The following is a 23,973-nucleotide window of genomic DNA, read 5'->3' as shown; positions in this document are numbered from 1 at the left end:
TCCTTAAGAAAAGGTAAAGCGACCGTGCGCTCCCCGGCCGACGGACGCAACGCCCCCCGCGACGGGTGTAGTCTGGCCGAAACACCCGAATCAGCTCGGTGCCCGCCCATGAACCGCCAAGCCCCGCCGCGCCCCGACCGGACCCCGGCCGGAACCGATCCCGCCCCCTTCCGCGAGGCCATCGAACGCGACGCCCTCGCCCCCGAGGAACCCCTCCTCGATCGCCTCCGCGCCGAGGCCGCGCTCGACGAGGACGCCCGCGCCGCGCTCGCCGACCGCACCGCGCGGCTCGTGCGCGACATCCGCGCCGCCGGCCGCCCCGGCCTGATGGAATCCTTTCTCGCCGAATACGGCCTCTCGACCGACGAGGGCGTGGCGCTCATGTGCCTGGCCGAGGCGCTGCTGCGCGTGCCCGATCCCACCACGATGGACGCGCTGATCGAGGACAAGATCGCCCCCTCCGACTGGGGCCGCCATCTGGGCCGCTCGGCCTCGCCCCTGGTGAACGCCTCCACCTGGGCGCTGATGCTGACGGGGCGCGTGCTCGACGACACGCCGCCGGGCATCGCGGGCCGCCTGCGCGGCGCCGTCCGCCGCCTGGGAGAGCCCGTCATCCGCGCCGCCGTCGCCCGCGTCATGCGCGAGATGGGCCGCCAGTTCGTCCTGGGCGAGACGATCGAGGACGCCCGCGCCCGCGCGCGCCCGCGCGAGGAGAGGGGCCAGACCCACAGCTACGACATGCTGGGCGAGGCCGCGCGCACGATGGCCGACGCCGACGCCTATCACGACGCCTATGCCCGCGCCATCGCCGCGGTCGCGACCGACTGCAGCCGGGGCGGGGTCGCGCGCAATCCCGGCATCTCGGTCAAGCTCTCCGCGCTGCACCCCCGCTACGAAGAGGCCCAGCGCGACCGCGTGCTGTCCGAGCTCGCCCCCCGCCTCCTGTCGCTCGCGCAAGCGGCCGCCGCCGCCGGCATGGGCCTCAACATCGACGCCGAGGAGCAGGACCGCCTCGCCCTCTCGCTCGACGTGATCGAGACGGTCCTCGCCGATCCCTCGCTCGCGGGCTGGGACGGCTTCGGCGTCGTGGTTCAGGCCTACGGGCGGCGCGCGGGGGCGGTGATCGACTGGCTCGACGCCCAGGCGCAGCGTCTGGGCCGCCGCCTCATGGTCCGGCTCGTCAAGGGCGCCTACTGGGACAGCGAGATCAAGCGCGCCCAGGTCGAGGGGCTGCCCGATTTCCCCGTCTTCACCGCCAAGGCCGCGACCGACATCTCGTTTCTCGCCTGCGCGCGCCGTCTCGTGGCCCGCGCCGACCGCCTTTATCCCCAGTTCGCGACCCACAACGCCCACAGCGCCGCCGCCATCCTCCACATGACGCGGCAGGCCGGCCTCGGCCCCGATTCGTGGGAGTTCCAGCGCCTTCACGGCATGGGCGAGGCGCTGCACGACCTGCTCGCCGCGCAGGAGGGGACGCGCCTGCGCATCTACGCCCCCGTGGGCGCGCATCGCGACCTGCTCGCCTATCTCGTCCGCCGGCTTCTGGAGAACGGCGCCAACTCGTCCTTCGTCAACCGCATCGTGGACGCCTCCATCCCCCCCGAACAGGTGGCGCCCGACCCCTTCGCCCCCCTGCCGCCACGCCGCGTGCGGACCGCGCCCGAACTGTTCCTGCCCGCCCGGCTGAACTCCCGCGGCCGCGACCTTTCGGACCGCGCCACCCTCTCCGCCCTCGAGGCCGCCCGCGCCCCCTTCCGCGACGCCCTCTGGCAGGCCGCCCCGATCCTCGCCGACGACGCGCCCCCCGCCGGCCCCGCGCACGAGACGCGCGAGCCCGCGACCGGCCGCCCCACCGGCCGCGCGGCCGAGGCCGCCGCGCAGACCGTCGCCCGCGCCGCCGCGCTGGCCCGCCCCTGGGACGCCCCCCTCGCCCAGCGCGCCGCCACGCTCCGCCGTGCCTCGGACCTTCTCGAGGCACACGAGGGCGAGATCCTCGCGCTGCTCGCGCGCGAGGCGGGCAAGACGCTCCCCGACGCCGTGGGCGAGCTGCGCGAGGCCGTGGACTTCCTGCGCTTCTACGCCGCCGAGGCCGAGCGCACCGCCCCGCCCCCCGGCGGCGGGATCTGGGCCTGCATCTCGCCCTGGAACTTCCCGCTCGCCATCTTCACGGGGCAGATCGCGGCCGCGCTGGCCGCGGGCAACGCGGTGCTCGCCAAGCCCGCGCCCCAGACGCCGCTGATCGCCGCCCGCGCGACCGCCTGGCTGCACGAGGCCGGCGTCCCCCGCGCCGCGCTGCAACTGCTGCCCGGCGGGGCCGGGACGGGCGCCGCGCTGACCGCGCGGCCCGAACTCGCGGGCGTGGCCTTCACCGGCTCCACCGCCACGGCGCAGGCCATCCGCCGCACCCTGGCCGAGGGCCCCCCCGGCCGCCGCCTCATCGCCGAGACGGGGGGCATCAACGCCATGGTCGTGGACTCGACCGCCCTGCCCGAACAGGCCGTGCGCGACGTCATCGCCTCCGCCTTCCGCTCCGCCGGCCAGCGCTGCTCGGCGCTGCGCTGCCTCCTCGTGCAGGAGGACGTGGCCGGGGGCGTGCTCGAGATGCTCCGGGGCGCCATGGCCGAACTGCGCCTCGGCGATCCCTGGGCGCTGTCCACCGATATCGGCCCCGTCATCGACGAGGGCGCGCGCCGCGCCATCCTCGCCCATGTCGAACAGGCCCGGGCCGAGGGGCGCATCCTCGCCGAACTCGGCGCCCCCTCCGGCGGCACCTTCGTCGCCCCGGTCGCGATCCGCGTCCCCTCGATCGCCGCCGTCACGCGCGAGGTGTTCGGCCCCGTCCTCCACATCGCCACCTTCCGGGCCGAGGACCTCGCCGCCACCCTGCGGTCGGTCAACGCCACGGGCTACGGCCTGACCTTCGGCCTCCACACCCGGATCGACGACCGCGTCCAGCAGGCGATCGAGACCGTCCGCGCGGGCAACATCTACGTCAACCGCAATCAGATCGGCGCCGTGGTGGGCTCCCAGCCCTTCGGCGGCGAGGGGCTCTCGGGCACGGGTCCCAAGGCCGGGGGTCCCCACTACCTGCCCCGCTTCGGCCCCTTCCCGCCCGAGAGCGCCACCGGCGGCTGGAGCGGCCCCGACGATCCCGCCCGCGTCGTCGCGCTGCTGATCGAGGCCGACCGCGCTCCCGCCCCCCGGCCCGAGCCGCTGACCATGCCGGGCCCCACGGGCGAGTCGAACCGCCTCCACCACGCCCCCCGCGCGGCCCTCCTCTGCCTCGGCCCCGGAGAGGACGCCGCCCACGCCCAGGCCGAGGCGGTCCGCAGCCTCGGGGGCCGCGCGGTCGAGGCGCGGGGCACGCTCGACCCGGCGGCCGTGGCGGGGATGGACCCGCTCGGCGGCGTGCTCTGGTGGGGCGACGAGGCGACGGCCTCCGCGCTCGACCGCGCGCTGGCGGCGCGCGAGGGGCCCCTCGTGCCGCTCCTGCGCGGCCGGCCGGACGCGGCCCATGTCCTGCTCGAGCGGCATGTCTGCATCGACACCACCGCCGCGGGCGGCAACGCCTCGCTTCTGGCCGAGGTGGCCTCGTGACCCCTCAGGCCCTCGTCCGCGCCCCGACATGCCGCATGGCGCGCCGCACCTCCTCGACCAGCGTGCCCGCCATGCTCCGCATCGCCATGATCTCCCAGGCTGCGGACGCGATCCGCGTGATCTGGACGGGCATGTGGACGAGCAGCGTGCGCGCCGTCGCGCCCACCCCGAAGACCCCCTCGCGCAGGTCCAGCGGCACCAGCCGCGCCAGCACCGCACGCGCTCCCGGCCCCTCCAGCACCGCGCAGGCGATCCCGTCCCCCTGCGCGACCAGCGCTGCATGGGCCGACAGTCCCGCGGGCGGGTCCGCGCCCACCAGCAGCGCGCGGCCCGGCCCCGACCACAGCAGCCGCCCCTCGCCCCAGGCGACGCTGCGCCCCGGCTCTGGCAGCGCCACGCCGCCCAGGTCGCGCGCCACGGCCGCCTCGCGCCCCCGGAACGGCGCGATCGACCAGACCGGCCCCGGCCCGGCCGCACGCAAGGTCGCCCCGCCCCCCTCCAGCGGCAGGTCCAGCCCCTCGAAGGGCGAGGTCGCGATCAGCCTAGCCACGCATCCGCCCTCCCTCCGGGTCGTAGAAGGCGGGCGGCACGACCTCGCACAACGTCTCGTGCCCGCGCAGCCCGTCCACCAGGCGCACCACCTCGCCGTGCCGCTGCGGCCCCCGGCGCAGGAAGGCCAGGCCCAGATGGGTGCGCAGGACCGGCGACCAGCAGGCCGAAGTGACATAGCCCTGCCCGTTCTCGCGGGTGGCCGGGTCGTCGCGGCGGTAGAGATGCGCCCCGGCCGTCACCGGCGCCTCCGGCGCGAGGGGCCGCAGGCCCACCAGGCGCTCGCGCTCCTCCTCGAGCAGCCCCGGCCGGCGCGAGGCGGCCCAGCCGATGCAGTCCTTGCCCTTCGCCACCATCCGTTCGAGCCCGAGGTCGAAGGCCGTCGTTCGCCCGTGCAGCTCGGCATGGGTCAGGAACCCCTTCTCGATCCGCAGGACGTTGAGCGCCTCGAGCCCGTAGGGACCGCCCCCCAGGCTCTCGGCTTGCGCCACGAGCAGCCGCCAGAGCGAGGCGCCGAAGCGCGCGGGCACCGCGATCTCGAAGCCCAGTTCCCCCGAGAAGGAGATGCGGAACACCCGCCCCGGCACCCCCATCACCGGGGCCGCCACGCAGCCCATGAAGGGCAGCGCCGCGTCCGACAGGTCGGCCTCCACCACGCTCGCGGCCAGATCGCGCGCCAGCGGCCCCGCCACGGCGAACTGCGCCCATTCCTCCGTCGCGGAGAGGAGTTGCACGTCCAGATCCGGCCGCAGCACCTGCGCGGCCCAGTCCATGTGGCGCATGACCTGACCGGCGGCGGCCGTGGTGGTGGTGACGACGAAATGCCCCTCGCCCAGCCGGGCGCAGGTGCCGTCGTCCATCACGTGACCGTCCTCGCGCAACATGAGCCCGTAGCGCACCCGCCCCACGGGCAGGCTGGACATGGTGTTGCTGTACACGAAATCGAGCAGCGCCGCCGCATCGGGTCCCTGCACGTCGATCTTGCCCAGGGTGGAGACGTCGCACACCCCCACCCGCCCGCGCACGGTCAGCACCTCGCGGTCGCAGCTCTCGCGCCAGTGGGTCTCGCCCGAGATGGGGAAGAAGAGCGGCCGGTACCACAGCCCCGCCTCGACGACCGGGGCCCCCCGCGCGACCGCCGCCGCGTGCGAGGTGGGAAGCCGCCGGGGCGCGAAGCCGTGCCCCTCGCCCCCGGCGCCCATCGCCGCGATGGAGACGGGGGTATAGGGCGGGCGGAAGGTCGTGGTGCCGGCGGCATCCACCGGCTGGCCCAGCGCCTCGGCCAGGACCGCCAGGCCCAGCACGCCGCCGGTCTTGCCCTGATCGGTGGCCATGCCGTGCGTGGTATAGCGCTTCATGTGCTCGGCCGCGACGAACCCCTCCTGCGCGGCCAGGCGGATGTCCTTGACGGTCACGTCGTTCTGGAAATCCACGAACGCCTTGGACCCCGGCACGATCACGAAGGGCGCGGGCGCTCCGGCGCCGTCCTCTGCATCGGGCAGGTCGAGCCGCGCTGGCCCTCGGCCCAGCGCCTCGAGAGCGGCCCCCGCCGCGGCCAGGCCCGAGCGCAGGCAGGCGGCGGTAGAGGTCTCCCCCGCGGCGGCGCCTGCGACCTCCATCCACGGCACGGCGCCCGGCGGAGCGAGAAAGGCCCCCCGCCCCTCGTCCCAGCGCGGCCGGGCGCCGAGGTGGCAGGCCAGATGCACGCTCGGCGTCCACCCCCCGGCGAGCGCGAGCGCGTCCGCCTCGATCACCCGCCGCTCGCCCGCGGCCTCCACGACGACCCGGCGCAGGCCCAGACGGCCTCGGGTGCCCGTCACGCGGCCGCCCAGGATCACCGGCCAGTCCGCGCGGTCCGGCACGGCGGCCTCGCGGCGCGCGTCGATCACGGCCGCCACCTCGATGCCCGCCGCGCGCAGGTCGCGGGCGGTGCGGTGGATGTCGTCATGCGCGCCATAGACCGCGACCCGCTTTCCGGCGGCCACGCCCCAGTGGTTGAGATAGGCCCGCACCGCGCCCGCCAGCATCACGCCAGGCCGGTCGTTGCCGGGAAAGACCATCGGCCGCTCGATCGCGCCCGAGGCGAGGATCGCGTGGCGGGCATGGATGCGCCAGAAGCACTCGAGCGGCAGGTCCGGCACCGGGGCGCGATGCAGCCCCACCCGCTCCAGCGCGGCGAACATCCGCCCGTCATGGGCGGCCGTGACGGTGGTGCGCGGCATCAGCCGGACGTTGGGCATGGAGGCCAGCTCGGCCAGGACCGCCTCTGCCCAGAGATGCGGCGCCTCGCCCCCGACCCGGTCCCATTCCGCGAGCAGCCGGCCGCCCATGCGCGGTCCCTCGTCGGCGAGGATCACGTCCGCCCCGGCCCGCCCCGCGGCCAGCGCCGCCGCAAGGCCCGCGGGCCCGGCCCCGATCACCAGAAGGTCGCAGAACGCCCAGGCCTTCTCGAACGGCGCCCCGTCAGGCAGACCCGTCAGCGCCCCCAAGCCCGCTGCCCGGCGGATGAAGGGCTCGTAGACCCGCTCCCAGAAGGAGCGCGGCCACATGAAGGTCTTGTAGTAGAAGCCTGCGCCGAGGAAGGCCGACAGCCGGTCGTTCATCGCCATCCAGTCGAACGACAGCGACGGGCGCGCGTTCTGGCTGCGCGCTTCCATCCCTTCCCAGATCTCCTGCACGGTGGCGCGGGTGTTGGGCACCCCCTCGACCGTGACCAGCGCGTTGGGCTCCTCGGGACCCGCCGACAGGATGCCGCGCGGGCGGTGATACTTGAAGGACCGCCCCACGAGGCGCACTCCCTCGGCGAGGAGCGCCGAGGCCAGCGTGTCGCCCTCCACCCCCCGCAGGGTCGCCCCGTCGAAGCGGAACGCGACCGGCCGCGCCCCGGCATAGAGGCCTCGCCCCGCCAGCCTCATCGTGCGGCCTCGCGCGCCGGGATCGCGCCGTGGACCGCATGGGTGACGGTGTCGCGGTCCACCACCAGCCAGGCGCCGCAGGGGTCGTGGTACCACATCTCGCGCAGCCGTCCGGCCGGGTTGTCGCGCAGGTGCAGAAACGCGTCCCACGCCTCAGCGCCGGCGTCGCGGTCGGGCCGCGCCAGCGCGGTGGCATCGCCCTGCACGGTGAACTCGCGCCGGTCCCGTTCGCCGCAGAAGGGGCAGGTCACGCGCATGGTCTCTCCGGGCCGAAGCTGGTCATGGTCAGTGCAGCGAGTGCTGGGACCCCGTCCCTTCCTCGTCCATCAGGCCGCGCCCGGTGCGGAACCGGTCCAGCCGGAAGCGCGCGGCCACCTCGTGCGGCTCTCCGGTGGCCATCAGGTGGGCCATGCACCAGCCCGAGGCCGGCACCGCCTTGAAGCCGCCGTAGTTCCAGCCGCAATCGACGAACAGCCCCTCGACCGGCGTGCGGTCGATGATCGGGCTTCCGTCTGGGGTCATGTCCATGATCCCGCCCCAGGACCGCAGCACCCGCGCCCGCCCGATCATCGGCATCAGCGCCATGCCCGCCTCCATGACATGCTCCATCATGGGCAGGTTGCCGCGGCTCGCATAGCTCGCGTGAAAGTCGAGGTCGCCCCCGAACACCAGCCCGCCCTTGTCGGACTGGCTGATGTAGAAGTGGCCCATGCCGAAGCTCACCACATGGTCGATCACGGGCTTGAGCCCCTCGGTCACGAAGGCCTGCAGGATGTGGCTCTCGATCGGCAGGCGCAGGCCCGCCATGGCGGCGACCTGGCTCGACCGCCCGGCGACGACGAGGCCCACGCGGTTGGCGCGGATCGGCCCGCGCGTGGTCTGCACGCCGGTGACGCGGCCGTTTTCCACGTCGATCCCAGTCACCTCGCAGCGCTGGATCAGGTCCACCCCCAGCCGGTCGGCCGCCCGCGCATAGCCCCAGGCCACCGCGTCGTGCCGCGCCGTCCCGCCGCGCGGGTGCAGCAGGCCGCCGTGGATCGGAAACCGCGCATTGTCGAAGTCGAGATAGGGCAGATGCTCGCGCACGCCGTCGCGGTCCAGCAGGATCGCATCGTCGCCCTGCGCCAGCATCGCGTTGCCCCGCCGCACGAAGGCGTCGCGCTGCCCGTCCGAGTGGAACAGGTTGATGAGCCCGCGCTGCGAGTGCATGACGTTGTAGTTCAGCTCGGCCTCGAGCCCCTCCCACAGCCGGAGCGAGAACGAGTAGAACTCGCTGTTGCCGGGCAGGAAGTAGTTGGCGCGCACGATGGTGGTGTTGCGCCCCACATTGCCCTGCCCGAGCAGGCCCCGTTCGAGCACGGCGATGTCGCGCAGTCCGTGGTTGCGGGCGAGGTAGTAGGCCGTGGACAGGCCATGTCCCCCGCCGCCGACGATGAGCGTGTCGTAGGCGGCCTTGGGCTCGGGGTCGCGCCAGGCCCGCGTCCAGCCGCGGTTGCCCCTCAGCCCCTCGAGGGCCACGCGGAATCCCGAATAGCGCATCGACCGCCCGATCCCCCTTCGACGGGCGTTCCTGCCCGATCGGTCCGATCTTGGCAAGAGATCTGGCCGAAGGGGCGCCGGCTTCCGTCACGCGATGTCGCGTTCCGTCCTGCGCTCGCCGCCGCTGGGAAGGTTGACGGTGACGACGCTCTGGCCACGGGCGGCCAGGCCCACCTTCCCCTCGCAGAGGCGCAACGCATCCTCGCCGAAGACTTCCCGCCTCCAGCCCTGCAGGGCCGGCAGGCCGCGGCGCCCCGCGGCGATGGCATCGAGTTCGGCCGAGGAGGCGATCAGCCGCGGCGCCACGTCCTCGCGTTCGGCCTTCGCCTTGAGCAGCACGCGCAGAAGCTCGGCCAGCGCCGGGTTGACCTGCAACTGCTCGCGCCCGTTGGCGGGGCGCGGCAGGTCGTCCGGGTTTCGCTCGGCGGCGCGGCGGATCGCGGCCAAGATGCCCTCGGCGATCTCCCCGCGCCGCGCCTCGCGCAGCAGCAGGCGCGACTTGGCCAGATCCGCCTCGGTCATCGGCCGGACCGTGGCCAGCTCGACCAAGGCATCGTCCTTGAACACCCGCGAACGCGGCACGTCGTGCGCCTGCGCGTATTCCTCGCGGAACCGGGCCAGTTCGACCAGGGCGGCCATCATGCGCGCCGAGCCGGGCCGGGCCTTGACGCGCTCCCAGGCGTCGGCGGGATCGGTGCGGTAGGTAGCCGGATCCGTCAGGACCGCCATTTCCTCGGCCACCCAGGATTCGCGGCCGGTCTGGCGCAACCTCTGCGAGAGATGTTCGTAGACCGGCCTGAGCAGGGTCACATCGGCCGCCGCATAGCGCAACTGCGCCTCCGACAGCGGTCGCCGCGACCAGTCCGTGAAGCGCGAGGACTTGTCGATCTCGGCCTTGGCGATCTTGCGCACCAGTGTCTCGTAGGAGGCCTGCTCGCCGAAGCCGCACACCATGGCCGCCACCTGCGTGTCGAACAGCGGCGCAGGCACCACGCCCCGGTCAGTGACGAAGATCTCGATGTCCTGCCGCGCGGCGTGGAACACCTTGACCACGGATGGGGCCGCGAGCAGCGCATAGAGCGGATCGAGGTTCAGGCCCTCGGCCAGCGGATCGATGATCGCCACGCTGGATTCGTCGTCGCCCGGATGGGCCAGCTGGACCAGGCACAGCTTGGACCAATACGTGCGCTCGCGGAGGAACTCGGTATCGACGGTGACATAGGGGTGGCGCGCAGCCCGCTCGCAGAATGCGGCCAGCGCCTTGGTCGTGGTGATGATCTGCATCCGCTCCGGCTCTGCTGCCCCGGGCCCGTCATCCGGCAGGACCCCAAGCCCTCCTGTTCCCATAGGGGAAGTACCGACGCTTGGAAAGAGATCGGCTCGGTGACGCGGCCCGGCAGGATGACGCGGGAACCCAGCGCCCGCGCCGCAGCCTGTCTGCCGTCAGTCGTCGCCGTCCAGCAGGAGCGGTCCCCGAACGCCTTGCGCGACGCGCCGCAGCACCGCCGGGTAGAGGACATGCTCCCGGGCCAGGACGCGCGCCGCGAGCGAGTCCTCGGTATCGTCCGGCCTGACGTCGATCCGCGCCTGTCCCAGGATCGGTCCGGCATCGAGTTCGGCCGTCACCTCGTGGACGGTGCAGCCATGCTCGCGCTCGCCCGCCTCGAGCACCCGGCGGTGGGTGTGGAGACCGCGATGACGCGGCAGCAGCGAGGGGTGGATGTTCAGCATCCGTCCGGCCCAGCCGGCGACGAAGTCGGGCGACAGGACCCGCATGAAGCCTGCCAGGCAGACGAGATCGGGGCGTGCCTGCTCCAGGACCTCGGCCAGCGCGGCCTCGAAGCGGCCCCGGTCGCCGCCGAAGGCCAGCCGGTCCACCGCGACGGCCGGCACGCCGAGAGCCCGCGCGCGTCCGAGGCCACCCGCCTCGGGGCGGTCCGACAGGACCAGAACCGGCCGCGCCGGGTGGTCGCCCGTCATGGACCGTACCAGCGCCTCCATGTTGGAGCCGCTCCCGGACAGGAGAACGGCGACCCGCAGGTCGCTCAAGCCAGAACGCCCCGATAGGCGATGCCCTGTCCGGGCACCACCGTGCCCAGCCGGACGACGCGCTCGCCTTGCCCCGACAGCAGGGCCGTCAGCGCGTCCTCCCGGCCGGGCTCGACCACGAGAACCATGCCGATGCCGCAGTTGAACGTGCGCAGCATCTCGGCCTCGGCGATGCAACCCGCCTCGCGCAGCCAGCGGAAGGGCTCGGGTAGTGACCATGCGCCGAGTTCGATCCGCCCGCCGAGGCCGGGCGGCAGGACACGCGGGATGTTCTCGGTCAGGCCGCCGCCGGTGATGTGGGCCACGGCATGCACACCGCCCGCCCGGATCGCCGCAAGGGCAGGCCGGACATAGAGGCGCGTCGGAACCAGAAGAGCCTCGCCCAGGCTCCGCCCGTCGTCCCAGGGGCAGGGATCGGACCACCGGAGGCCCGTGGCCTCCGCCACCCGGCGCACGAGGGAGAAGCCGTTCGAGTGGACCCCGTCTGAGCACAGGCCGAGCAGGATATCGCCCTCCGCCACGTCCCGGGGCAGATCCCCTCCCCTCTCGATCGCCCCCACGGCGAAGCCTGCCAGATCGAACTCGCCCGCGCGGTAGAGGCCGGGCATCTCGGCCGTCTCGCCGCCGACGAGCGCACAGCCCGAGGCGGCGCAGGCGGCGGCGATCCCGCGGATGATGCGGGCCGCTTCCTCCACGTCGAGCCGACCGGTGGCGAAGTAGTCGAGAAACAGCAGCGGCTCGGCCCCCTGGCAGACGAGATCGTTGACACACATCGCCACCAGATCCTGCCCGAGGCCGTCGAGCAGACCGGTCTCTGCGGCAACCCGCAGCTTGGTCCCCACTCCGTCCGTCGCGGCGACCAGGATCGGGTCCCGGTATCCGGCTGCTCGCAGGTCGAACAGCGCGCCGAACCCGCCGAGCCCGGCGACCGTGCCGGGCCGCTCGGTCGCCCGGGCGAAGGGCTTGATCCGCTCGACCAGCGCCTCGCCCGCAGCGATGTCTACCCCCGCCCCCGCATAGGTCAGGCCGCTCATTGCCCTCTCCCCCCTTTCGGTGCAGCGCGGGCATAGCCGAGGGGAGGGATCAAGGCCAGAGCTGCTCCGTGGCCGCTTTCCCCTTTGGGTCCGCGCGGTGCATCGGCTAGGATCAGACGGTGACGAAGGGGGGCGCGACGCGTCGCCCCCAGAGAGGGAGGATCGCCGATGCCACCCAGCATCCGCGCCCTGCCGGACGATTCCCCGGGGCATGCGCCGGTCGGCCTGCTCGACGGGGACGGCATCGGGGACGCCAGTTCCGCCGATCCGGGGATTGCCGAGGCGCAACCCGACCCGCCATCCGTCCTGCAGGGCTCTGCCGGCATGCAGCCTCACGAGGCGGGCGCCGGGCGCTCCCGGCAGGGGAGTGCCGGCCCCGACACGCTCATCGGCACGGCCGGGCCCGATCACCTGAGCGGACTGGCGGGCGACGACCTGATCCGCGGCCTGCAGGGCCACGACAGCCTGTCCGGCGGATCGGGCGCCGACCGGCTGGAGGGAGGCGCCGGGCGCGACCGGCTCGACGGCGGCAAGGGGGCCGACACCCTCCTCGGCGGAGCCGGGGCCGATGTGCTGCTGGGCGGAGCCGGACAGGACACGCTGTGGGGTGGCGCCGGGCGCGACCGGCTGGAGGGCGGCCGGGGCAACGACCGGCTTTCGGGGGGCGAGGGGGCCGACACCTTCGTCTTCGCCGGGCGGTTCGGCCGCGACACCATCGTCGATTTCGGCCGCGGCGCGGACGTCATCGACCTGTCTGGACGCAACATCGACCTGCCCAACCTGTCGATCGAGCGCTCCGGCCCGGACGGGGCGGATACCCTGATCCGGCTGGGCGACGATTCGATCCTGCTGCGCGGCGTCGATCCCAGCGAACTGCGCGCCGACATGTTCCTGTTCTAGCGCCGGGCCGGCCGGCGCTTGACCTCCGTCGGGCTTCGTGCGCAGGACGGCCGCGGGGGCCGGTAGCTCAACGGTTAGAGCCGGGCGCTCATAACGCCTTGGATGGGGGTTCGAATCCCTCCCGGCCTACCACGCCGCTCCACCGGGGGGACCGGGCGGCGTTTCGCTCCGGAGATCGGTCGGCAAGAGCGCCTCAGGCCAGTCCTGAAAGCACACGGGCCGCAGCCAGCGGCGGATCGCGAGCGTGCCGACCGACGTGGCACCGAAATTGGTCGAGGCCGGATAGGGCCCGCCATGCACCATCGCATCGGCGACCTCCACGCCGGTCGGAAAGCCGTTGGCGATCAGACGGCCGACGCGACGGACCAGAAGAGGCGTCAACCGCCGCGCCAGGTCTAGATCGGCGGGCTCCAGATGCAGAGTGGCGGTCAGCTGCCCCTGCATGGCATCGGCCACGCGCACCATCTCGTCCGCATCGCGCACCCGCACGAGCAGGCCGAGCGGTCCGAACACCTCCTCCGCGAGGCCGGGCTGCGCCAGGAAACGCTCGCCCTCCACCTCGTAGAGCAGCGGGGTCGCATTGCGCCCCTCCGGCACCGTCTGGAGCAGCGGCCGGACGCCTTCGGCAGACGCGACCCGCGATGCACCCTCCCGGTAGGCGGCAGCGATCCCCTCGGTGAGCATCGTCTGCGGCCCCACCCGGCCCAGCGCTTCGGCCGCTGCGGCGGCGAAGCGGTCGGCGGGCAGGCCGTCCAGCACGATGGCAAGGCCGGGATTGGTGCAGAACTGCCCGGCCCCGAGCGCGAGCGACGCCGCCCACCCCTCGGCGATGGCACCCCCGCGCAGGGCCAGAGCGGCCGGCAGCAGGAAGACCGGGTTGACCGAGCCCAGTTCGCCGAAAAAGGGGATTGGCTCGGGGCGGCTGGCGCAGAGGTCGAAGAGTGCCCGCCCGCCCCGCAACGATCCGGTGAAGCCCACCGCCCGGATCAGCGGATGCGTCACCAGCGCCTCGCCCACCGAACGGTCTCCACCCTGCACGAGCGAGAACACGCCCGGCGGCACGCCACAGGCCCGGATGGCGGCCAGCACCGCCTCGGCCACGACCTCGCCCGTGCCGGGATGCGCGCTGTGGCCCTTGACGACGACAGGGCATCCGGCCGCCAGCGCCGAGGCCGTATCCCCGCCGGCGACGGAGAAGGCGAGCGGGAAGTTGGAGGCGCCGAAGACAGCCACCGGCCCCACCGGAAGCTGGATCAGCCGCAGGTCGGGCCGGGGCTGGGGCTTGCGGTCAGGAAGCGCCGGATCGTGGCGACGGTCGAGGTAGTCGCCCGCACGGATATGCGTCGCAAACAGCCGGAGCTGCCCGGCCGTCCGCCCCCGCTCTCCCTCCAGCCGGGCCGCAGGCAGGCCCGTCTCCTCCTGCGCGATGCGCGTGATCGCGTCTCCTCGCGCCTCGATCTCGGCCGCGATGCGGTCGAGAAAGGCTGCGCGCGCCTCGCGGCTCAGGCCGGCATAGGCGACAAAGTCGGCCTCGGCCGCCCGCACCGCCCGATCCACCAGAGCGGGCGAGCCGACGGCATAGGGCCGGGGCTCGCCGCTGGCGGGCGCGGAGAGGAAGGTGCTCTCGCCTTCCAGCCACTCGCCCGCGACGAGGTGCCGTCCCCGTCCCTCCCCGGCCGCCTGTGTGACATCCATGCCGAACCTCCCTCTCGATCGTGCCTATCCTTGTCGCCCGATGCGCCCTTGTCCACCGGAGCTCGCCGGCGCACCCTGTCAAATGGCTTTGTCAGGAAGACAGGGACTTGCCTGTCGTTTCCGGCCCTGATTTCACAACCAGCGCCGAGATTTCGTGAAGATTTTGACAAAAGACCGACTCGGCCCGAAGCCGGTCCGGCCAGATCTCGCCTTGCGCGGTAATCTCGGCATCCAAGAACACGAGGAGCGTCCGCTGCCGCCGGCACGGGCGCTGGCCGGAGCCAACCGGCGCGGAGGAGGAGAACCCATGCTCGATCAGCACGCACCGGGCGCCCAGTCCGGCCCGTCCGACGATGCCGAGGCGCCGCTCGCCGCCTACCGCCGGACCTACGACGCCGCGGCGAACGATCCGGACCGCTTCTGGGCCGAGAAGATGCGGCGCATCAACTGGGTCCGCCGGCCGACGCGGATCAAGAACACCTCGTTCGCGCCGGGTGCGGTCTCGATCCGGTGGTTCGAGGACGGCACGCTCAACGTCTGCGCCAACTGCATCGATCGGCACGTGGTCCGCCACGGAGACCGCACCGCCATCATCTGGGAGCCCGACGACCCGTCCGAGCCCGTCCGCCGCATCAGCTATGCCGAGTTGCTCGAGCAGACCTGCCGGATGGCCTCGGTCCTCAAGGCCGAGGGGGTCCAGAAGGGCGACCGCGTCGTCATCTACATGCCCATGATCCCCGAGGCCGCGATGGCCATGCTGGCCTGCGCGCGGATCGGGGCGATCCATTCGGTCGTGTTCGGGGGCTTCTCGCCCGACGCGCTGGCCAACCGGATCAACGATTGCGACGCCAAGGTGGTCATCACCGCCGATTACGGTCCCCGCGGCGGCAAGAAGACCCCGCTCAAGGCCAACACGGACGCGGCGCTGCTCCACGTGATGCACCCGGTCAAGGTGCTGATGGTCCGCCGCACCGGTGACCAGACGACCTGGGTGGACGGGCGCGACGTGGATCTGCTCGCCGCCATGGAGGAGCACCAGCCCTACTGCCTCTATGCCGAGGTCAACGCCGAGGACCCGCTCTTCATCCTCTACACCTCGGGCTCGACGGGCAAGCCCAAGGGCGTGGTGCACACCTCGGCGGGCTATCTCGTCTATGCCTCCTACACGCACGAGGTCTGCTTCGACTACAGGCCCGGGGACGTGTGGTGGTGCACGGCCGACGTGGGCTGGGTCACGGGGCACAGCTACATCGTCTACGGCCCGCTCGCCAACGGCGCCACCGTGCTGATGTTCGAGGGCATCCCCACCTGGCCCGATCCGGGCCGCTTCTGGGCGGTGGTCGAGAAGCACAAGGTCACGCATTTCCACTCGGCTCCCACGGCGATCCGGTCGCTGATGGCGCAGGGACCCGAATGGGTCGAGAAGCACGACCTCTCCTCGCTCAGGGTCCTCGGCACGGTGGGAGAGCCGATCAACCCAGAGGCGTGGAACTGGTACAGCAAGCATGTAGGCAAGGGCCGGCTGCCGATCATCGACGCCTACTGGCAGACCGAGACGGGCGGGCACCTGATCTGCCCCCTGCCCGGCCAGACGCCGCTCAAGCCCGGATCGGCCACCCTGCCCTTCTTCGGCGTCAAGCCGGTCGTGCTCGATCCCGCCACGGGGCGCGAAGTCACCGAAACGGCCGCCGAAGGGGTCCTCTGCATCGCCGATTCCTGGCCCGGCCAGATGCGCACCGTCTGGGGCGATCACAAGCGCTTCGAGGAGACCTATTTCTCCCAGTATCCGGGCCTCTACTTCACGGGCGACGGCTGCCGGCGGGACGCGGACGGCTATTACTGGATCACGGGCCGGGTGGACGACGTGCTCAACGTGTCGGGCCATCGCCTCGGCACCGCCGAGATCGAATCGGCCTTGGTCGCCCACGAGGCGGTCGCCGAAGCGGCGGTCGTGGGCTTTCCCCACGAGATCAAGGGCCAGGGCATCTATGCCTATGTGACCCTGATGCGCGGGACCGAGCCGTCCGAGGCCCTGACCAGGCAGCTGTGCGACTGGGTCCGCCAGGAGATCGGGCCGATCGCGAAGCCCGACGTGATCCAGTACGCACCGGGTCTGCCCAAGACGCGGTCCGGCAAGATCATGCGGCGCATCCTGCGCAAGATCGCCGAAAACGATTTCGGCAGCCTCGGCGACACCACCACCCTCGCCGATCCCAGCGTGGTGGACGACCTGATCGCCAACAGACAGGCCCACGGCCCCGGCGGCTGAGGGCAACGGAACCCCCGGGCAGGGCCGCGCAGAACGGCCCGAGGCGGGGGGCAGGGAGGGGCTGGCGCCGGGCGCATCCCGGCTCGCCCCGTGGAACGGGACGACGGCACCGCGCGTCGCGGCGCCGGTCCGCATGAGCCAAGAGGATGGTATGGCAGACCAGACAACAATCCCGGCGGCGCCCCCCGTCTCGACGCGGGCCGCCCATGAATACTGGAGCGCGAACCTCCGCCTGATCGGCCTCTGCATGGCGATCTGGGCGCTCGTCTCCTTCGGCTTCGGCATCGTCCTGCGCCCGCTTCTGGCCGGCATCCCGGTCGGGGGCACGGATCTGGGCTTCTGGTTCGCTCAGCAGGGATCGATCCTCGTCTTCGTGGCGCTGATCTTCTTCTACGCCTGGCGCATGAACCGGCTGGACCACGAATTCGGCGTGGACGAGGACAGGGGCTGAGCCGATGTCGCAATATGCGCTCAACCTGCTGATCGTCGGCGCGTCCTTCGCGCTCTATATCGGCATCGCCATCTGGGCCCGGGCCGGCACCACGTCCGAGTTCTATGCCGCCAACCGCGGCGTGAACCCGGTCATGAACGGCATGGCCACCGCCGCCGACTGGATGTCGGCCGCCTCCTTCATCTCCATGGCCGGGCTCATCTCGACCGTGGGCTATGTCAACTCCTCCTACTTGATGGGCTGGACGGGGGGCTACGTGCTCCTCGCGCTGCTGCTCGCGCCCTACCTGCGCAAGTTCGGCAAGTTCACCGTCCCCGACTTCATCGGCGACCGGTTCTACTCGTCGGGGGCGCGGCTGGTGGCGGTGCTCTGCCTCATCATCATCTCGGTCACCTACGTGATCGGGCAGATGAGGGGGTCAGGAATCGCCTTCTCGCGCTTCCTCGAGGTGGACGTCACGACGGGCCTGCTGATTGGCGCGGGGGTCATATTCTTCTACGCGGTGCTGGGGGGCATGAAGGGGATCACCTACACGCAGGTGGCCCAGTACATCGTGCTGATCATCGCCTACACGATCCCGGCCATCTTCATCTCGCTCCAGCTCACCGGGAACCCCATCCCGCCGCTGGGCCTGTTCTCCGAGTACCAGGGTTCGGGCCAGCCGCTGCTCGACCGGCTCGACCAAGTCGTGACCGATCTCGGCTTCGGCGCCTATACGGGCATGTCCGGCTCGACGCTGAACATGGTGCTGTTCACGCTCTCGCTGATGATCGGCACGGCGGGCCTGCCGCACGTCATCATCCGCTTCTTCACCGTGCCCAAGGTGTCGGACGCGCGCCTCTCGGCGGGCTGGGCGCTGGTGTTCATCGCGCTGCTCTACCTCACGGCGCCGGCCGTGGGCGCGATGGCGCGGCTCAACCTGCTCTCGACCATCTATCCCCAGGGACCCCAGGCCGAGGCGCTGCTCTACGAGGAACGCCCCGACTGGATGCGCAACTGGGAGGTGACGGGCCTCCTGCGCTGGGAGGACCGCAACGAGGACGGACGCATCCAGCTCTACAACGACCGCTCCGAGGCCTTCGCGGCCACGGCGGCCGAGCGCGGCTGGGCGGGGTCGGAACTCACGGTGGACAACGACATCATCGTGCTCGCCAACCCCGAGATCGCCAACCTGCCGGGCTGGGTCATCGCCCTGATCGCGGCGGGCGGCCTCGCCGCGGCGCTGTCCACGGCCGCGGGGCTCCTGCTCGCCATCTCCTCGGCGATCAGCCACGACCTCATCAAGCGCACGATCAACCCCGGCATCTCCGAGCGGGGCGAGCTGATCGCGGCGCGCATCTCGATGGCGGTGGCGATCGTGGTGGCGACTTGGCTCGGCATCAACCCGCCCGGCTTTGCCGCGCAGGTGGTGGCGCTGGCCTTCGGACTCGCCGCGGCGACGCTGTTCCCGGCGCTGATGATGGGGATCTTCTCCAAGCGCGTGACCAGCGAGGGCGCGATTGCGGGGATGCTGGCGGGCCTCGTCTTCACCTGCCTCTACATCTTCGCCTATCTGGGCTGGTTCTTCATCCCCGGCACCAACTGGGTGGAGAACGTCCCCGAGAACCACGTCTTCGGCATTGCGCCGACGGCGATCGGCTCGGTCGGGGCACTGCTGAACTTCGCCGTCGCCTATGCGGTCTCGGCCGTGACCAAGGCGCCTCCGGTCGAGGTGCAGCAGATGGTCGAGAGCATCCGCGTGCCCCGCGGCTCGCAGGCCGCCACCCAGATGCACTGAGCGCCCGTCAGGGCCACGATCCGCGGCGCGCCCCCCGGGGCGCGCCGTTCCTTCTGCGGGGGTGTCCCATGCTGCTCGACTTCATCGCGACGGTATCGGCCGGACTGGGTCTCGCCGGGCTGGCGCTGATCCTGCGGTCTCTCTTGCGGGGGCGGGCACCAAGCTGGCTCGTGCCTGCGGCGGCCGGGCTCGGGATGCTGGGTTTCGCGATCTGGAACGAGTACACATGGTTTTCCCGTACCGCGGCGACCCTGCCCCCCGGCGTGATCGTCGCCCGCACCGTCGAGAGCCGCGCCCCCTGGCGCCCCTGGACCTACCTGCGCCCCATCGTGACGCGGTTCATCGCCGTGGACACCCGTGCCCCCCGGACGGCACCGGAGGCGCTAGGCCAGGGTATCGTCCCGGTCCTGTTCGTCGCGCGCTGGCAGGGGACCGAATCTGTGCCGGTGCTGTTCGACTGCCCCGGGGCGCGTCGCCTGCCGCTCACGGGCGAGGCTCCCATCCCCAGCCCGGGCGACCCCTCTACACCGTGGGAGCAGGTCTCCCCGGATGACGAGGTCCTGCGCGCGGCCTGCACCGCGCTCTAGGGCAGCAGCCGCAAGACGACCTGCCGGATCGCCAGGACGACCGCCAGCAGCAGGAGTGTCGCGGCCAGCTCGGTCAGCAGCGGCGCGCCACCCACGGGCTCCGCGCGCAGAAGGGCGAGGCCCACCGCCACGGCAGCCGCCCCGAGCCCGAGAGCCGCCCACCGGCCGAGATGCCGCCGCCCGCCCAGCACCAGCACCACGAGCAGCGTCACGAGCGCCAGGCGGAGCGGGTCCCGGATCTGGTCCAGCAGAAGGTCGGTCGTCGCACCCATCGTCCTGCGATCCTCCGTCACGTGCCGCGGAGCAGCCCGCGCTCCGCCAGGTTCTGCATCAGGGCGCCCAGACCGAAGGTCCAGGGCGGCGCCTGCGTGGACAGGGCGACGCTGTTGACGAGAGCGCCGAGACCCGGCGCCCGAATGGTGACACGGTCGCCCAGATGGTGCGTGAAGCCCTGCCCCTTCGCGTCCCGGTCCTCCACCGGCGCGAACAGCGTGCCCAGAAACAGCATCATTCCGTCGGGATACTGGTGATGCCGCCCCATCGCCTGCGCCACGAGGTCCAGGGGGTCGCGGCTGATCTCGCGCATGGAGGAGCGCCCCTCCATGCGGTATCCTTCCGCGTCGTTCTCGACCACGAGTTCCAGCTCCAGCGCCCGCACGTCGTCGAGGCCGAAGCTGCCGTCGAGGATGCGGACGAAGGGGCCGATCGCAGCCGAGGCATTGTTGTCCTTGGCCTTGCCGAGCAGCAGCGCCGAGCGGCCCTCCACGTCGCGCAGGTTCACGTCGTTGCCGAGCGTCGCGCCTCGCACGCGACCCTGCGAGTCGACCGCCAGCACCACCTCGGGCTCCGGGTTGTTCCAGCGCGAGACCGGATGCAGACCGACTTCGGCTCCGTACCCCACAGCCGAGAGCGGCGGCCCCTTGGTGAACACCTCCGCGTCGGGGCCGATGCCGACCTCCAGATACTGGGACCACAGCCCCTCGGCCAGAAGGACCCGCTTGACCTCCGCCGCCTCGGGCGAGCCGGGGCGCAGGTCGCGCAGGCGCGTCCCGACGGCCTCGGCGATGCGCGACCGCACGGCCTCGGCCCGGGCCGGGTCGCCGCCGGCGCGTTCCTCGATGACGCGCTCGATCATGGACCGGGCAAAGGTCACGCCGCAGGCCTTGACCGGTTGCAGGTCGCAGGGCGCGAGCAGGCGCATGGCCCGGCCATCCCGCGCCCGCGCGGCGGCAAGACTGGCCGCCTCCCATTCCGCGAGGCTGCCGATGTCCTCGCCGCCCGCACAGGCCGCAGGGATGTCGTCCTGCTCGAGCAGGGCGCTGAGGGTGGGATGACGGGGCGCGGTCACGTCGAACAGGCGTCCGGCACGCAGAACGACCACGCTGGGTCCGAGATCGGGCCGCCACACGCGCCCCACGAACAGGCCATCCTCGGGCAGGTCCATGCCGTTCTCCTTCTCCCCTGATCCGGCGCCACCATGCCCCGCCGGTCCGGCCGTGTCACTCGGCCGGGGCGCCGTGGTGGTCGGGATGCCGGGGCAGCCAGCGCCGGATGCGCCGTCCAAAGGCGTCGAAGGCCGTCAGCGCCACGGGCACCACCACCAGCGTCAGCAGCGACGACGAGATCAGTCCGCCGATCACTGCATGAGCCATGGGCGCGTTCTGCCCCGACCCGCCATGGAGGTTGAGCGCGAGCGGCATCATCCCGAAGATCATCGCGAGCGTCGTCATGACGATGGGCCGGAACCGGGTCAGCCCCGCCTCCACCAGCGCGTCGTAGAGGTGCATCCCCTCCGCCACGCGCTGGTTGGCATTGTCCACGAGCAGGATGGCGTTCTTCACCACCAGGCCCATCAGCATGATGAATCCGATGGCCGAGAAGATGTTGAGCGTCGATCCTCCGACGATCAGGCCCAGCAGGACCCCGATCAGCGACAACGGCAGCGACGTCATGATCGCGAGCGGCTGGAGGAACGACCCGAACTGCGAGGCGAGAACGAGGTAGATGAACACGATCGCCAGCACCAGCGCCTGTCCGGCCGAGGCAGCCGACCGCGCCAGCTGCTCGGCCTCGCCCCGCTGGAGGATCCGGTAGCCCGGCGGCAGCGGGACCTCGTCCTGCGCCGCGGCGATCCGGGGCTGGACCTCGCCCAGGGTGACGCCGGAGAGGTTCGCCTCGACGGTGACCGTGCGGGACTGACCGGAGCGGGTGATCTCGGCAGGCCCGACCGACGGCGCGATCTGCGCGACCTGATCCAGCCGCACGAGGCGCCCGCCCTGCGTGGCGACAGGCAGCGCGCCCAGCTGTGCGGGATCGTTGCGCATCCCCTCGGGCAGCTGCACGTTGACAGCCCAGGCCCGCCCGTCCGGCGACGTCCAGTCCCCGACCCGCTGCCCGCCGAGCAGGGTGGACAGCGTATCCCCCAGCCCCCCGATCGACACGCCCAGATCGTCGGCCGCGTCCCGGTCCAGCCGCACGGCCAGCGTCGGCCGCGTGTCGGCCAGGCTGGTGGTGACATCCTCCACGCCCTCGATGGCGGCCAGCCGCGCGGCGAGATCGTCGGCAATCCCTTCGAGGATCTCGAACGAGTCGCCCTGAATGGTGATCTCGATGGGCGTGCTGATCTGCCCCAGACCGCCCGCCGCACCCACATTGACATCGATTCCCGGCACGACCGCCAGCGCCCGCCGGACGGGAGCGGTCATCTCCTGCGGGGTCCGGTCGCGCTCCTCGGGCGGCACCAGGCTCACGGTGATGCGCGCGGAGTTGGTCCCGCCGGTCTGCGTGCCGGAATTGACGGTGGCATAGGTGCGCGTGACCTCCGGGAAGGTCCGCAGGATCGCCTCCACCTGCCGGATCTTGGACGCGGTGTAGTCGAGCGACGATCCGGTGGGAGTCACGATCTCGACCTGGAACTCGCTGTTGTCCACCGCCGGCGAGAACTCGACGCCCACGCGCGGGACCAGGGCAAAGCTGCCCGCGAAGACCGCCACCGCAACCAGCGTCACGATCAGCCGATGACGCAGCGACCAGCGCAGCAGTCGCCCGTAGCCGCGCCCCACGGCCTGAAATCCGCGGTCGAACCAGGCGACCGTGCGCCACACGATCCCCTTGCGGGTGCGCGGGTCCGAGGCCGGGTCGTACCAGACCGACGACAGCATCGGATCGAGCGTGAAGGCGATGAAGAGCGAGATCGCTACCGCCACGGACACGGTCACCCCGAACTGGAGAAAGAACCGCCCGAGGATTCCTTCCATGAAGGCCACCGGCAGGAAGACCGCGATGATCGTCAGCGTCGTCGCTACCACCGCGAGGCCGATCTCGCGGGTGCCCTCCAGCGCCGCGCGGACATGGCTCTTGCCCATGTGCAGATGGCGCGTGATGTTCTCGCGCACCACGATGGCGTCGTCGATCAGCATCCCGATCGCGATCGACAGCGCGAGCAGCGTCATGATGTTGAGCGTGAAGCCCAGCGCATAGAGGGCCGTCATCGTGCCGATGATCGAGATGGGCAGCGTCAGCCCGGTGATGACCGTGCTCCGCCAGGAGTTCAGGAACAGGAACACGATGACGACGGCGAGGGCCGCCCCTTCGATCAGCATGGCCTGCACGCTCTCGAAGCTCTCCTCCACGGCCACGGCATTGTCGCGGATGATCTCGAGGTGGACGCCGGGCGGCAGCACGTTTTCCTGCAAGTCGGCCGCAGCCGCGCGGATGGCGCGGGCCACCGCGACCGTGTTCGCCCCCTGCTGCTTGACCACGTCCACGGCCAGGGCCCGCTCTCCGTCGAGCAGGGCAAGGGAGGTGGTCTCTCCCTCGCCCAGATGGACGGTGGCGACATCCCCCAGCGTCACGGGCAGGCCGCCGGTCTGTCCCACGCTGATGGCGAGGAAGTCCTCGGCATCCTGCAGCCGGCCTTCGACCGTGACGGCCTGTACGGTCTGATCGTCGGCGATCTCGCCCGCGGGCCGGTCGCGGTTCTCGGCGGCCAGGGCGGCCGTGATCTGGCCCACGCCGATGCCGTAGGCATTCATCCGGTCGGGATCGAGCAGGATGTCCACCTGCCGCCCGGTGCCCCCCACGACCGAGGCGCGGCCGACCCCCTGGATGGCCAGGATGCGCCGCGCCACCACCTCGTCGGCAAGCGCCGTCAGGTCGCGCAGCGCGACCGTGTCGGATGACAGGGCGAGCGAGACGATGGGCTGCTCGGCCGGGTCGAAGCGCAGGACGGTCGGCTCCTCGACGCCGTCCGGCAGGACGGCCCGAAGGCCGGCCATCTTGTCGCGCACATCCTGCGCGGCGTCGGCCGAGCGCACCTCCAGATCGAAGAACATGACGACGATCGCCTGCCCCTGCTGGGCGGTGGAGCGGATGTCGTCGATCCCCGACACGGTGGCCACCGCGTCCTCGATGGGGCGCACCACGTCCTGTTCCACGGCTTCGGGACTGGCGCCCGGATAGGCGACGACCACCGCCACCACCGGGAAATCCACGTCCGGGAACTGCTCGATCGGCAGGCGCGAGTAGGAGACGAGGCCGAAGATCGTGATGGCGAGCATCACCATGGCCGCAAAGACCGGCTGCGCCACGCTGATGCGGGTCAGGAACATC

At 72.1% G+C, this 23,973-nt stretch carries 17 protein-coding genes and 1 tRNA gene; 7 read left to right on the top strand and 11 right to left on the bottom strand.

The features are described from left to right. Positions 1–108 precede the first annotated feature (108 nt). Positions 109–3,597 (top strand): bifunctional proline dehydrogenase/L-glutamate gamma-semialdehyde dehydrogenase PutA, encoded by a 3,489-nt coding sequence (gene putA / locus GT358_RS05075; protein ID WP_166581491.1) that lies wholly within the window; start codon positions 109–111, stop codon positions 3,595–3,597. 4 nt (positions 3,598–3,601) lie between these two features. Here the strand turns inward: putA and GT358_RS05070 are convergent, their stop codons facing one another. From GT358_RS05070 to purM, 7 genes are all read right to left on the bottom strand, one after another. After that, positions 3,602–4,147: a sarcosine oxidase subunit gamma gene (locus GT358_RS05070; RefSeq protein ID WP_371416219.1), complete on the bottom strand. Its 546-nt coding sequence runs from the start codon at positions 4,145–4,147 to the stop codon at positions 3,602–3,604. Further along, positions 4,140–7,061: a sarcosine oxidase subunit alpha family protein gene (locus GT358_RS05065; RefSeq protein WP_166581490.1), complete on the bottom strand. Its 2,922-nt coding sequence runs from the start codon at positions 7,059–7,061 to the stop codon at positions 4,140–4,142. The genes GT358_RS05070 and GT358_RS05065 overlap by 8 nt, the downstream gene beginning before the upstream one ends. Further along, on the bottom strand, positions 7,058–7,318 hold the full coding sequence (locus GT358_RS05060; RefSeq protein WP_166581489.1) for a sarcosine oxidase subunit delta: 261 nt from the start codon (positions 7,316–7,318) through the stop codon (positions 7,058–7,060). The genes GT358_RS05065 and GT358_RS05060 overlap by 4 nt, the downstream gene beginning before the upstream one ends. A 28-nt stretch (positions 7,319–7,346) precedes the next feature. Continuing rightward, the gene (locus GT358_RS05055) at positions 7,347–8,600 is read right to left on the bottom strand and encodes a sarcosine oxidase subunit beta family protein (protein ID WP_166581488.1); all 1,254 of its coding nucleotides are present in this window, start codon (positions 8,598–8,600) and stop codon (positions 7,347–7,349) included. A gap of 87 nt (positions 8,601–8,687) precedes the next feature. Next, positions 8,688–9,884 (bottom strand): ribonuclease D, encoded by a 1,197-nt coding sequence (rnd, locus tag GT358_RS05050; protein WP_166581487.1) that lies wholly within the window; start codon positions 9,882–9,884, stop codon positions 8,688–8,690. A gap of 159 nt (positions 9,885–10,043) precedes the next feature. Then, entirely contained in the window at positions 10,044–10,649 is a 606-nt protein-coding gene (gene purN / locus GT358_RS05045) for a phosphoribosylglycinamide formyltransferase (RefSeq protein ID WP_166581486.1), read from the bottom strand. Then, complete coding sequence (gene purM / locus GT358_RS05040) at positions 10,646–11,683, bottom strand: phosphoribosylformylglycinamidine cyclo-ligase (protein ID WP_166581485.1); 1,038 nt, start codon at positions 11,681–11,683, stop codon at positions 10,646–10,648. Before purM ends, purN begins: the two co-directional genes overlap by 4 nt. Before the next feature lie 168 nt (positions 11,684–11,851). On the opposite strand from purM, the gene GT358_RS16845 reads away from it, so the two are divergent. After that, positions 11,852–12,583, top strand: a complete 732-nt coding sequence (locus GT358_RS16845) for a calcium-binding protein (protein WP_166581484.1) — start codon at positions 11,852–11,854, stop codon at positions 12,581–12,583. A gap of 56 nt (positions 12,584–12,639) precedes the next feature. After that, positions 12,640–12,715: transfer RNA gene (locus GT358_RS05030), tRNA-Ile, on the top strand. Here GT358_RS05030 and GT358_RS05025 read toward each other — a convergent pair. Then, positions 12,710–14,278 carry an aldehyde dehydrogenase (NADP(+)) gene (locus tag GT358_RS05025; protein ID WP_166581483.1) on the bottom strand — a complete coding sequence of 523 codons (1,569 nt, stop codon included), beginning with the start codon at positions 14,276–14,278 and terminating at the stop codon, positions 12,710–12,712. The two genes, GT358_RS05030 and GT358_RS05025, sit on opposite strands and share 6 nt — an antisense overlap. Positions 14,279–14,585: 307 nt before the next feature. Between GT358_RS05025 and acs the strand changes: the two genes are divergently transcribed. The 4 genes from acs to GT358_RS05005 all read left to right on the top strand — a co-directional run bounded on the left by acs (position 14,586) and on the right by GT358_RS05005 (position 19,362). After that, entirely contained in the window at positions 14,586–16,547 is a 1,962-nt protein-coding gene (acs, locus tag GT358_RS05020; protein WP_166581482.1) for an acetate--CoA ligase, read from the top strand. Positions 16,548–16,698: 151 nt separating this feature from the next. Further along, the gene (locus GT358_RS05015) at positions 16,699–16,998 is read left to right on the top strand and encodes a DUF4212 domain-containing protein (protein WP_166581481.1); all 300 of its coding nucleotides are present in this window, start codon (positions 16,699–16,701) and stop codon (positions 16,996–16,998) included. A gap of 4 nt (positions 16,999–17,002) precedes the next feature. Beyond that, positions 17,003–18,775, top strand: coding sequence for a sodium:solute symporter family protein (locus GT358_RS05010; RefSeq protein ID WP_166581480.1), 1,773 nt, complete (start codon positions 17,003–17,005; stop codon positions 18,773–18,775). Positions 18,776–18,843: 68 nt separating this feature from the next. Next, positions 18,844–19,362: a hypothetical protein gene (locus GT358_RS05005; protein WP_166581479.1), complete on the top strand. Its 519-nt coding sequence runs from the start codon at positions 18,844–18,846 to the stop codon at positions 19,360–19,362. Here the strand turns inward: GT358_RS05005 and GT358_RS05000 are convergent. Genes GT358_RS05000 through GT358_RS04990 form a run of 3 tightly spaced genes read right to left on the bottom strand, consistent with a single transcriptional unit; the run spans position 19,359 to position 23,972 of the window. Beyond that, a complete protein-coding gene (locus GT358_RS05000; protein WP_166581478.1) occupies positions 19,359–19,634 on the bottom strand; it encodes a hypothetical protein in 276 nt (91 codons plus the stop codon). The two genes, GT358_RS05005 and GT358_RS05000, sit on opposite strands and share 4 nt — an antisense overlap. Positions 19,635–19,651: 17 nt before the next feature. Beyond that, complete coding sequence (locus GT358_RS04995) at positions 19,652–20,806, bottom strand: fumarylacetoacetate hydrolase family protein (RefSeq protein ID WP_166581477.1); 1,155 nt, start codon at positions 20,804–20,806, stop codon at positions 19,652–19,654. Between the two features lie 55 nt (positions 20,807–20,861). After that, positions 20,862–23,972, bottom strand: coding sequence for an efflux RND transporter permease subunit (locus tag GT358_RS04990; RefSeq protein ID WP_166581476.1), 3,111 nt, complete (start codon positions 23,970–23,972; stop codon positions 20,862–20,864). Position 23,973: the final 1 nt, after the last annotated feature.

Origin of the sequence: Rubellimicrobium sp. CFH 75288 (genome assembly GCF_009904055.1) — a bacterium.
Classification (GTDB): domain Bacteria; phylum Pseudomonadota; class Alphaproteobacteria; order Rhodobacterales; family Rhodobacteraceae; genus Rubellimicrobium.
This window is presented reverse-complemented; position numbering and strand designations above follow the sequence as displayed.